Here is an 11,572-nt window from a genome sequence, read left to right on the forward strand (position 1 = left end):
TTGTTCAGCGTACACGTGTTAGCTATCCTGCGTGCTTCAATAAAATAAGGCTTACAGAGAACATGGTAGATAAACGCGAATCCTATACAAAAGAAGACCTTCTTGCCTCTGGTCGCGGTGAGCTGTTTGGCGCAAAAGGCCCACAACTGCCTGCACCAAGCATGCTGATGATGGACCGTGTCGTCAAGATGACCGAAACCGGTGGTAACTTCGACAAAGGTTATGTTGAAGCTGAACTGGATATCAACCCGGACCTGTGGTTCTTCGGATGCCACTTTATCGGCGATCCGGTGATGCCAGGCTGCCTGGGTCTGGACGCTATGTGGCAGTTGGTTGGATTCTATCTCGGCTGGTTGGGCGGCGAAGGTAAAGGCCGTGCACTGGGCGTAGGCGAAGTGAAGTTTACTGGCCAGGTTCTGCCGACCGCGAAGAAAGTCACTTACCGCATCCACTTCAAACGCATCGTTAACCGTCGTCTGATCATGGGCCTGGCTGATGGTGAAGTGCTGGTTGATGGCCGTCTGATCTACACGGCTAATGATCTGAAAGTAGGTCTTTTCCAGGATACTTCTGCGTTCTGATTCAGGACTGCGTAGACTGTCTGATAGCGACGTTATTACGTTTTATCGGGCCTACAAAAAGGCGAAACCTCCGCGTGCGGAGGTTTCTTTTATCTAAAGAGACAGAATCAGGCCATTAACACCCTATCCCCCATGGCTTCTCGCCAGCCTCCCAGCCAGTATGACCTTTGATTCAGCGTCTGATAGGGACACATTTCTTTTGAGCGTCCGGCAATGCCGGCCTGATAACCACGTTGATGTGCCCGTTCCAGGCGATCTCGTTTTTGTCTCTTCATGCCTCGTTTCCCTCATTTTTAGGTCTGGTGGAAAAGAAAACAGTGATTACTAAGTATGCAATCACACTAAACGAATACCCCGAAACATCATGCCCGTCAATGCGCAAAATTCACGCCAGTGTCATATTTGTGAGCTAGCTGGTAAATCATTTGTACAAAAATTTGCTGTCAGAACAGCTATCTCAACCGCTAAAAAAATAAAAAAAACCGCCCCGGGCACTAAACCAGAGGCGGTAAAATTTACAATTATTTAAACTTAAGGGATCCTTTTCAGCTCCTGAGCGATAGCCGTCGCTTCCTGGCTCCAGGCAGCAGCCAGAACCTTCACCATCTCATCATAGCCATCCTGAGTCTGTACGGCTTCGATGTGGAACGGACGCTTGATCAGCTGTCCCTGATGGTTCAGCAGCCATTCGCCGCTCACTATCACCTTCCCGTCATAGCGGCCATGGAAGCCTGTCACCGTCACATTAAGCGTGTCCTGTGTGCTTCCCAGAGGCTGAGAAGCAACAACCCATCCCGGCAACTGCATACTGAGGTTGGCGACAAGCGTATTGCGCAATTGCTGATCTAACGGACTGGCCCAAAGATTACTGTTGGCAATGACGTACTTAACATCGCTGGTCTGGTACACAACCCCATTTCCCGCCAGATAATCCGGCACCGCTACCTGCTCAACCCACAGCAGACGGTTCCCCTGATTGGCCGTACTCTGCACACCGCCCTGCGCAATGGGAAGCTGGTAATAGCTTTTATTTTCTCCACTGGAGCTGCATGACGTCAGCCAGACCGCCATCATCACCACTAGCCACTTTTTCATTGTTTCGCCCTCTTCGGCTCTGGATCTTTTTTATCCTTCGCTTCAAATACCAGCGCATTGCTCTTATCGTTCAGCGTTTTCAGCACCGGCTGCAGTTCACGCAGAACCTGATCAAGACGTTGCATATCTGCCACCATCTTGTTGTAGGCCGCGGAACCAGGCTGGAAGCCTTGCATACTACGATTAAGCTCGCGCAGCGTGTTCTGCATATCCGCCGGAAGCTGCTGCATCGACTGGCTACCGGTTATCTTATTCATGTTATCCAGCGTGGTTTGCAAATGCTTCATCGTACGCTGGCTTTCCGTCAGTGTACTGGTCGCCTGCTCAATCATCGGGTTCAACGGCAGATTGTTTATCTTATCCAGCGCTTCCATTAAACGCTGTTGGATTTGCGCCAGGCCACCGCTAACAGTCGGGATAATTTGATAACCATTAAACTCACGCACACCCGTAATCGGCGGATCTTTCGGATAGAAGTCGAGATCGACATACAGAGCCCCCGTTACCAGGTTCCCTGTCTTCAACGATCCTCTTAATCCACGTTTGAGCAATTCAGCCAGATGGGCACCGACATCAGTATCTTCACCTAACTGCGCTTTCAGGCGTTCAGGCTCAATACGTACCAGCACCGGAATGCGGTAATCATCGTTGAAGACCTGGCGCATATTCGGTGCAAAGAAAGGCACTTTGCTTACTGTACCAAGGCGAATACCTCGGAACTCAAGCGGTGCTCCTGGTTGCAACCCACGAATCGAATCCTTAAAGAACATCAGGTAATCGATATGGTCTGTGTACAGGGAATCCTGAATACTTTTTTGATCATCATAGAGAGTAAATGAGGCCTGCTGCGCAACCGGCTGGCCTTGCTCTAGTCCTTCCGGTACATCAAAACTGACTCCGCCGCCAAACAACGTGGTAAGAGAACCCATTTCCACACGCATGCCTGCCGAGGTGAGATCCACTGCAATTCCGCTGTCTTTCCAGAAGCGTACGTTGCTTGTCACCAGGCGATCGTTTGGTGCATTGATGAAAAGCTGATAGCTGATCGTACGTTTTTGCGCATCAAACATACTGGTCTCAACCGACCCCACGCGATATCCCCGGAACAGTACCGGATCGCCAGGGCTTAACTGGCCGGCTTTTTTACTGTCGAGGATTACACGGATCCCCTTCGCATCTGGTGGTGCCAGCGGAGGAGAGTCCAACAGTTGATAGTTTTCCAGTCTGCTACCTTTATTCCCGGGTTGCAGTTCAATATAAGCCCCGGATAACAACGTACCTAAACCGCTGATGCCTTCACGTCCCACCTGTGGCTTCACCACCCAAAAGACAGAATCTTTATGCAGCAGCTTCTCCATACCAGAATTGAGACGGGCTTTAATCTCTACATGAGTTAAATCATCTGTCAGCGTCGCGCTCTCAACCACGCCGACGTCAACGCTGCGGCTTTTAATCGTTGTCTTACCACCTTCGATACCTTCAGCATTGGTCGTGATCAACGTGACTTCCGGCCCCTGATGACTGTAATGATAAAACAGCACCCATGCGCCGATGAGCGCAGTGACGATCGGAAATATCCATACGGGTGACCAGTTCTTCACCTTCTGCACTTTGGCTTCCCCACTTTTAGATTCCATGCTGTCAGGACTCCTCATGATCTGGTTCTGGTTCACGGTCCCACGACAGACGTGGATCGAACGTCATCGCAGAAAACATTGTCATAATGACGACTAAAGCAAACATCAAAGCACCCATTGCAGGATAAATGTTCATCAACCCTCCCATGCGCACCAGCGCAGAGAGTACCGCAATAACAAAGACATCAATCATTGACCAGCGGCCAACAAACTCTACGACCTCATAAATGAAATGCATCCGCTCACTGTCACGTTTACCATGCCCTTTCGCATCCCAACACAACCAGGCAATAGCGATCATTTTTAGCGTTGGCACCAGAATACTGGCGATAAATATTACCGCAGCCACCGGGTATGAACCTTCGCTCCAGATTAAAACAACACCCTCAATAATCGTTGACGGCAGCTTTGACCCTAACAAATCGGTGATCATGATCGGCAAAATATTGGCTGGAAGGTAAAGCATGATCGACGTGAACAATAACGCCAGCGTCCACTGTAGGCTGTTTTTACGTCGAACGTAGCCTTTTGTCTGACAGCGGGGGCAGACATGTTCATCAGCAGGAAGAATAGCCGTGCAGCAGGAACATGAACGTAACCCCTGTCGAATACCGGGAACGCCAGGCTTTAAAACTTGCTTAATAACCGGCATGGGTGCGATATCATCCCACAGCCAGCGACGATCGACACACTGAAATGCGCGTAGTTGCAAAATACAAAAGAAGCACCACGGAATGAAGCTGCTGCCCACGCCAATATCGCCATAGGCCATCAACTTAACAAAGCTGACTAACACCCCTGCAAGAAAGATTTCCGCCATTCCCCAGCTTTTTAACTGGAACAAGACACGTGCTAACCGGGCTTTAAGCCGGCCAGGCATCTGAACCCGATTCACCAGCAGCAAGATGGTCAGCAAGCAAAAAGCGGGAACCATTTGAACGAATAATAAAAAGAAAGTCCCGAGGCTGGCATAGTTCTCTGAAAAGAGAACGCTGGGGATCTCCAGCAGCGTCACTTCACTTCTCACCCCTGCTACGTTCATGTTTACAAAGGGAAAGAGGTTGGATAAAAGCAGCATAAAAAGCGCCGCTAAAACATAGGCAGTGGGACGCTGTCTTGGCGCGTCCCACTCAACGGTTAACGTAGTGCCACATCGTGGACATGCCGCTTTCTGACCATGCGTAAGGCTAGGTAACGCCACCAGCATGTCACACTGCGAGCATAATATATGCTTCGCGGCATGGTGATGTTCGCACATATGTGCTCCTTTAATTATGCGCCATTCTTCAAAGACTCAAGATACTCCCAGCGCTCAAAGGCTTGCTCAAGTTCTTGTTCCGCTTCGCTCAGGTTAGCGAGTACCTGTTGCGTTTGCTCATGCGGCTGGCTGAAAAAGTCAGCGTCAGCAACCTGAGCCTGTAACGTTTCCAGTTTAGCTTCCAGCTCTTCAAGCAATACGGGGAGCTGCTCCAGTTCGCGCTGTAGTTTATAGCTTAGTTTGCTAGTCGTGCGTTTTACAATTTCTGCTTTAGGGGCAGCAACTTCCTCTGTTTTTTTCGCTACAGGCTGTTTAAACGCCACATATTGTGTCTGCTGACCACGCGCATCATGGTAACCGCCCACATAACGACCAATTTTGCCGCCGCCTTCGAAGATCCAACACTCGGTTACCGTGTTATCGACAAACTGACGATCGTGACTCACCAGCAGAACGGTGCCCTGATAGCCGTCAATCAGTTCTTCAAGCAGTTCCAGAGTTTCGACGTCGAGATCGTTAGTTGGTTCATCGAGGATCAGAAGGTTACTGGGCTTCAAAAACAGACGCGCCAGCAGCAGACGATTTCGTTCTCCGCCGGAAAGAGCACGCACAGGTGTCATCGCACGTTTCGGATGGAACAGGAAGTCCTGAAGATAGCCCAGAACATGACGCGGCTTACCATTAACCATGACTTCTTGTTTACCTTCAGCAAGGTTATCCATTACGGTTTTATCGGGATCGAGTTCCGCACGATGTTGATCGAAATAAGCAACTTCCAGTTTTGTCCCGACATGAATACGACCGCTGTCTGCCTGAAGCTGACCTAACATCAGCTTGAGCAGCGTCGTTTTACCGCAGCCGTTAGGTCCAATTAAGGCAATCTTGTCGCTACGTTGCACCTGCGCGGAGAAGTCTTTCACCAGCTGTTTACCCTCAACCTGGTAATCAACATTCTCCATCTCGAAGACAATCTTGCCTGAGCGGCTCGCCTCTTCAACCTGCATCTTCGCCGTGCCCATCACTTCTCGGCGTTCGCCACGTTCCCTACGCATTGCCTTCAGCGCACGGACGCGACCTTCATTACGGGTACGACGCGCTTTAATACCCTGGCGGATCCAGACTTCTTCCTGTGCCAGTTTGCGATCAAACTCCGCATTCTGTAACTCTTCTACTCGCAGCGCTTCTTCTTTATCCAGCAGATATTGATCATAATCCCCCGGATATGACACCAGCTTGCCGCGATCGAGATCGACGATACGCGTTGCCATATTGCGAATAAACGAACGGTCGTGGGAAATGAAAATAATTGTTCCGTTGAAGGTTTTCAGGAACCCTTCCAGCCAGTCAATGGTTTCAATATCCAGGTGGTTTGTCGGTTCATCCAGCAACAATACGCGCGGATTGCTGACTAACGCCCGGCCCAGCGCCGCTTTACGCAGCCAGCCGCCAGAGAGCGATGCCAGCTCCATGTCTGGCTCCAACCCAAGCTGCTCCAGTACTTCATTAATGCGGTTTTCCAACTGCCACAGATTGTGATGATCCAGTAGTTCCTGAACCTTCGCCAGTTCCTGCAGGTTTTTATCGCTCGGATCGGTGATCACCAAATGCGAGATATCGTGGTAACGCTTGAGGTAAACCGCTTGTTCTGCAATCCCTTCAGCGACGAAATCGTAGACACTACCCTGCACGTTACGCGGCGGATCCTGTTGCAGACGCGCCACAACCAAATCCTGCTCATAAATGATACGTCCGTCGTCAAGACCCTGCTCACGGTTAAGGATCTTCATCAGCGTCGACTTGCCTGCGCCGTTACGGCCAACCAGGCAGACGCGTTCGTTATCCTCGATATGCAGTTCTGCATTATCAAGAAGCGGCGCATCGCTAAACGACAGCCATGCACCATGCATACTGATTAATGACATTTACTTTTCCTTTCAGGCTGAGGTGATCAGCCAGCAGTTGTGGATCTGACGGTTACGGGCAAAGTCCTGAGAAAGCGTTTTTTGGGTAATTTCTTGTGCTTTCAGTCCCAGCTCGGCCAGCCCATCAAGATCCATACGGAACCCACGTTTGTTGTTGGAGAACATGATCGTGCCGTCTTTACGCAGCAGACGTTTCAGATCTTTCATCAGCGCCAGATGATCGCGCTGCACGTCAAACGAGTCTTCCATACGTTTAGAGTTAGAGAACGTCGGTGGATCGATGAAGATTAGATCAAACTGTTCATTGGCTTCACGTAACCAGCCCAGGCAGTCGGCCTGAATTAAGCGGTGTGCACGACCACTCAGCCCGTTGAGTCGCAGGTTGCGTTCCGCCCACTCCAGATAGGTGCGTGACATATCTACCGTTGTGGTGCTACGTGCACCGCCTAATCCCGCATGTACACTGGCGCTGCCGGTATAAGAGAACAGATTGAGGAAATCTTTACCCTTGCTCATCTGGCCCAGCATGCGGCGTGCAATACGGTGATCGAGGAACAGACCGGTATCAAGATAGTCGGTCAGGTTAACCCACAGGCGCGCGTTGTACTCGCTAACCTCAATGAATTCACCCTTTTCATTCATCTTCTGATACTGGTTTTTCCCTTTTTGCCGTTCACGGGTTTTCAGCACCAGTTTGTTTGGTGCGATCTCCAACACCGACAGCGTGGCGGCAATGATGTCGAACAGACGCTGGCGCGCTTTCTGCGCATCAACCGTCTTCGGCGGCGCATATTCCTGAACCACTACCCAGTCACCGTAGCGATCTACCGCAACATTGTATTCCGGCAGATCGGCGTCATACAGGCGATAGCACTCAATCCCCTCCTGGCGCGCCCACTTTTCCAGCTTCTTAATATTCTTACGCAGACGGTTAGCATAGTCTTCTGCCACCGTTGCAGGTTTGCTCTCCGCTGTCGTTTCCGCAACGTGATAGTTTTTCTGTACACAATCCAGCGGACCATTTTTCGCTTTGAACTGCTTATCAGCACGAAGCTGCAGGCTGCTGAGCAAATCTGGGGAGGCGCTGAACAACGACAGGTTCCAGCCGCCAAACTGGTTTTTCATCGTGCGTCCCAGCAGGCTGTGCAACGCGATCAGCGCCGGTTCGCTATCCAGACGTTCACCGTATGGCGGGTTGCTGATAACCGTACCATACGGCCCTTTCGGCAGCGGATTACTCAGTTTAGCCACATCTTTGACATCAAAAGTCATCAGCTCGCCAATACCGGCGCGACGGGCGTTACTGCGAGCTTTTTCAATGACGCGAGCATCGCTATCGGATCCATAGAAATGCGACGTATAGTCCGCTAGTCCTTTACGCGCACGAACCTGTGCTTCAGCTTTAACCTCTTGCCAGACAGCTTCATCATGTTGTGCCCAGCCGCTAAAACCCCAGTAGCCACGATGCAGGCCAGGTGCACGATCGGTTGCCCACATCGCCGCTTCAATCAGCAACGTACCGGAACCACACATTGGATCGAGTAACGGTGTCCCCGGCTGCCAGCCAGAACGCATAACAATCGCGGCAGCCAGCGTCTCTTTGATTGGTGCCTGCCCTGCACGCTCACGGTAGCCGCGCTGGTGCAGACCATCACCGCTCAGATCAAGCGCAATACTGGCGGTATCTTTATTCAACCAGACGTTGATACGTAGATCAGGAGATTCGCGATCCACATTCGGTCGCGGGAGATTTTTTCGGGTAAAGGCATCGACAATCGCATCTTTTACTTTCATCGCGCCGTACTGGCTGTTGCGAATCGTATCGTTCAGGCCGCTAAAGTGAACTGCGAATGTAGCCCCCGGATTAAATATCTCTGTCCAGTCGATTGCCTGAACACCGAGGTACAGATCAAGATCGCTGTAGACCTTGCACTCTCCCATCGGCAGGATAATGCGCGAGGCCAGGCGGCTCCACATCAGGCTCTGGTAAACAAGCCGCGTGTCGCCCTTAAAATGGACCCCACCCTGAACTACCTGACACTCCACGGCGCCGAGGTTTTCCAGTTCAGTTTTTAACAGCTCTTCCAGCCCACGGGCCGTACTGGCAAACAGAGAATTCATAATGTCACTTTTACTCCAGGAAAATTGCTGCGCATTATAGCCAATCTCACGCGCATGTCATAAAGTTGAAGGCTTATTTTCGTTCGAGGGACTTTACAGTGGTAACGTTAACCCGACTTTTTATTCATCCGGTTAAATCAATGCGCGGCATTGGGCTTACACACGCCCTGGCAGACGTTAGCGGTCTGGCCTTTGATCGCATATTTATGATTACCGAACCTGACGGAACGTTCATCACCGCCCGACAGTTCCCACAGATGGTACGCTTCACCCCCTCACCTTTGCATGACGGGCTGCATCTCACAGCTCCAGACGGCAGTAGCGCACTGGTTCGTTTTGCCGACTTCGCCACGCAGGATGCACCAACGGAAGTCTGGGGAAACCATTTTACCGCGCGTATCGCACCGGCGGCGATCAACCAGTGGCTCAGCGGCTTTTTCTCCCGCGAAGTACAATTGCGTTGGGTTGGTCCGCATCTGACGCGTCGGGTAAAACGCCACGCTGGCGTGCCTTTATCTTTCGCCGATGGTTTTCCTTATCTCCTGACTAATGAAGCATCACTGCGTGACGTACAACAGCGCTGCCCGGCAAGCGTCAAGATGGAGCAGTTTCGCCCCAATCTCGTAGTCTCGGGAGCCGCGGCATGGGAAGAAGATACCTGGAAGGTTATACGCATTGGCGACGTTATCTTTGACGTCGTCAAACCCTGCAGCCGTTGTATTTTTACCACCGTCAGCCCAGAAAAAGGTCAGAAGCACCCGTCTGGTGAACCGCTGGCTACACTGCAAACTTTCCGTACTGCGCCAGATAACGGCGACGTCGATTTCGGTCAAAACCTCATTGCCCGTAACAGCGGCGTGATCCGTGTTGGCGATGAAGTCGAAATCCTGGCAACCGCCCCAGCTAAAGTCTATGGCGCGGCAGAATCTGACGATACCGTACCGGAAAAACAGTCTCCTGATACAACACTACTTATTGACTGGCAGGGACAAACCTTTCGCGGAAACAATCAGCAGGTATTACTTGAGCAACTGGAAAACCAGGGGATCCGTGTACCCTATTCATGTCGGGCGGGGATTTGCGGATGCTGTCGAATTCGACTGGTAGAAGGTGAAGTCAGCCCGCTGAAAAAAACAGCAATTGGTGATGACGGGACGATTCTTTGCTGCAGTTGTGTGCCGAAAACGGCAATCAGGCTGGAGAGTTAAACCGCCTGCTCCAGGCTGAAACTGTCGGCAGGGATCTGCGGTTTCAGTCTGTCGTTCATAATTTTGATGGCGTCACCGAGTTGCATCGTGCGTCCGGCAATAACGACTCCAGGCTGTGCGAGCAGACAAAGCGCGGCATTTTCACCAGGTTCAACCACTAACAAATTCACCTGTTCTTCGGTATCACTTAACCAGACACAGGCAGCATCTCCCACGGTCGGAGACCAGTTAAGGGTATGCGCTACAAAGTGCCAGCTTTTTGGCATCTGCGGTTTGAGATAACGAATAGCCACCAGCGCATTAAGCACCAGTTCAGCTTTTTGTTCTTTAGCTAAATCCAGGTAACGGCATTTTTCTTCAAAAGAAAAATAAAGTGCGGCATCATCAACACAAAAACCGGACGGAGAAAATGCATCAGGGGTGAGCATTTTGCGAGCAAAACGCGAGCGAAATAACATGCCATTGGCTAAATCGAGCATCATACGATCGTGCTCTTCATCATAATACCAGCGCCAGTTATCGTCAGGTTTAATTCGCATCAGTTTCTCTCCTTTCCTTAATCATCGCCGTCGCGGTAGTATCCTTTTTCCGCTTCGTTAATTGCCCTAATAATAAAAGCCTAAAATGTTTAAATAAGCAACAGTAAAGGAATATAAAACAACCAGGACTAGAAATAAAGCCCTGGTTGTCTGATTAAGGCAAAGTTCAGATATTGGTGACGATTTCTTTAATCAACGGCGGACCTTTAAAAATAAAGCCGGAATAAATCTGAACCAGCGAAGCACCCGCTGCTATTTTCTCACGCGCAGCAATAACGGAGTCGATACCGCCCACACCGATAATTGGCAGTTGCCCTTTTAATTCACGAGACAACATGCGAATAATTTCCGTACTTTTTAATTGCAGCGGTCGACCACTCAACCCACCCATTTGATCGCAATTTTTCATTCCCTGAACCAGAGAACGATCGAGTGTTGTGTTAGTGGCAATAACGCCATCGATATTATGGCGAACTAAACTATCAGCCACCTGGATCAGTTCTTCCTCAGAAAGATCCGGCGCGATCTTTACCGCCACTGGAACATATTTATGATGGATCGCTTGCAGATCGTTTTGTTTATTTTTAATTGCCGTCAGCAAATCATCCAGCGCTTCGCCGTATTGCAGCGTGCGTAATCCTGGGGTATTTGGCGAGGAAATATTCACCGCAATATAACCAGCATAAGCATAGACTTTTTCCATACAAATCAGATAGTCATCTTTGCCATTCTCTACCGGGGTATCTTTATTCTTACCAATATTAATCCCCAGAATGCCGTCAAAATGCGATTTCTTAACGTTCTCCACCAGGTTATCAACACCCAGATTATTAAACCCCATACGGTTGATCAGACCTTCTGCATCCACCAGACGGAAAAGGCGCGGCTTATCGTTACCCGGTTGAGGTCGTGGCGTCACGGTGCCTATCTCAATCGAGCCGAATCCCATTGCGCCAAGTGCATCAATGCACTCCCCGTCCTTATCCAACCCGGCTGCCAGGCCAAGCGGATTTTTAAACGTCAGCCCCATACAGGTAACCGGCTTTGCGGGTACTTTCTGACGGACAAGCGCTTCAAGCGGCGTGCCCGTAATGCGACGTAATTGCTGGAATGTAAATTCATGAGCGCGCTCAGGATCGAGCTGAAAAAGGGCTTTACGAACGAAGGGGTAGTACATGAACTCTCCTGGATTCCCGGTGTGCAAACCGGGG

At 50.5% G+C, this 11,572-nt stretch carries 10 protein-coding genes; 2 read left to right on the plus strand and 8 right to left on the minus strand.

The annotated features are described in order from the left end of the window. Positions 1-62: 62 nt before the first annotated feature. Entirely contained in the window at positions 63-581 is a 519-nt protein-coding gene (fabA, locus tag SK36_RS13235) for a bifunctional 3-hydroxydecanoyl-ACP dehydratase/trans-2-decenoyl-ACP isomerase (RefSeq protein WP_010429339.1), read from the plus strand. 107 nt (positions 582-688) lie between these two features. Here the strand turns inward: fabA and rmf are convergent, their stop codons facing one another. The 6 genes from rmf to rlmKL all read right to left on the minus strand — a co-directional run bounded on the left by rmf (position 689) and on the right by rlmKL (position 8,614). Next, complete coding sequence (gene rmf, locus SK36_RS23765) at positions 689-856, minus strand: ribosome modulation factor (protein ID WP_003035871.1); 168 nt, start codon at positions 854-856, stop codon at positions 689-691. A gap of 256 nt (positions 857-1,112) precedes the next feature. Then, complete coding sequence (gene pqiC / locus SK36_RS13240; protein ID WP_048221746.1) at positions 1,113-1,676, minus strand: membrane integrity-associated transporter subunit PqiC; 564 nt, start codon at positions 1,674-1,676, stop codon at positions 1,113-1,115. Further along, on the minus strand, positions 1,673-3,313 hold the full coding sequence (gene pqiB, locus SK36_RS13245; protein ID WP_045441346.1) for an intermembrane transport protein PqiB: 1,641 nt from the start codon (positions 3,311-3,313) through the stop codon (positions 1,673-1,675). The genes pqiC and pqiB overlap by 4 nt, the downstream gene beginning before the upstream one ends. A gap of 4 nt (positions 3,314-3,317) precedes the next feature. Then, on the minus strand, positions 3,318-4,571 hold the full coding sequence (gene pqiA, locus SK36_RS13250) for a membrane integrity-associated transporter subunit PqiA (protein ID WP_048221747.1): 1,254 nt from the start codon (positions 4,569-4,571) through the stop codon (positions 3,318-3,320). 14 nt (positions 4,572-4,585) lie between these two features. Further along, complete coding sequence (locus SK36_RS13255) at positions 4,586-6,493, minus strand: ABC transporter ATP-binding protein (protein WP_045441344.1); 1,908 nt, start codon at positions 6,491-6,493, stop codon at positions 4,586-4,588. 12 nt (positions 6,494-6,505) lie between these two features. Continuing rightward, positions 6,506-8,614, minus strand: coding sequence for a bifunctional 23S rRNA (guanine(2069)-N(7))-methyltransferase RlmK/23S rRNA (guanine(2445)-N(2))-methyltransferase RlmL (gene rlmKL, locus SK36_RS13260; RefSeq protein ID WP_045441343.1), 2,109 nt, complete (start codon positions 8,612-8,614; stop codon positions 6,506-6,508). A 98-nt stretch (positions 8,615-8,712) separates the two neighbouring features. On the opposite strand from rlmKL, the gene SK36_RS13265 reads away from it, so the two are divergent. Next, on the plus strand, positions 8,713-9,822 hold the full coding sequence (locus SK36_RS13265) for a YcbX family protein (RefSeq protein ID WP_048221748.1): 1,110 nt from the start codon (positions 8,713-8,715) through the stop codon (positions 9,820-9,822). Here the strand turns inward: SK36_RS13265 and zapC are convergent. Both zapC and pyrD read right to left on the minus strand, forming a co-directional pair. After that, positions 9,819-10,361 carry a cell division protein ZapC gene (gene zapC / locus SK36_RS13270; RefSeq protein WP_045441341.1) on the minus strand — a complete coding sequence of 181 codons (543 nt, stop codon included), beginning with the start codon at positions 10,359-10,361 and terminating at the stop codon, positions 9,819-9,821. The two genes, SK36_RS13265 and zapC, sit on opposite strands and share 4 nt — an antisense overlap. Before the next feature lie 166 nt (positions 10,362-10,527). Next, the gene (gene pyrD / locus SK36_RS13275) at positions 10,528-11,538 is read right to left on the minus strand and encodes a quinone-dependent dihydroorotate dehydrogenase (RefSeq protein ID WP_045441340.1); all 1,011 of its coding nucleotides are present in this window, start codon (positions 11,536-11,538) and stop codon (positions 10,528-10,530) included. Positions 11,539-11,572: the final 34 nt, after the last annotated feature.

This window comes from Citrobacter sp. MGH106, assembly GCF_001037495.1.
Taxonomy (GTDB): Bacteria; Pseudomonadota; Gammaproteobacteria; order Enterobacterales; family Enterobacteriaceae; genus Citrobacter; species Citrobacter murliniae.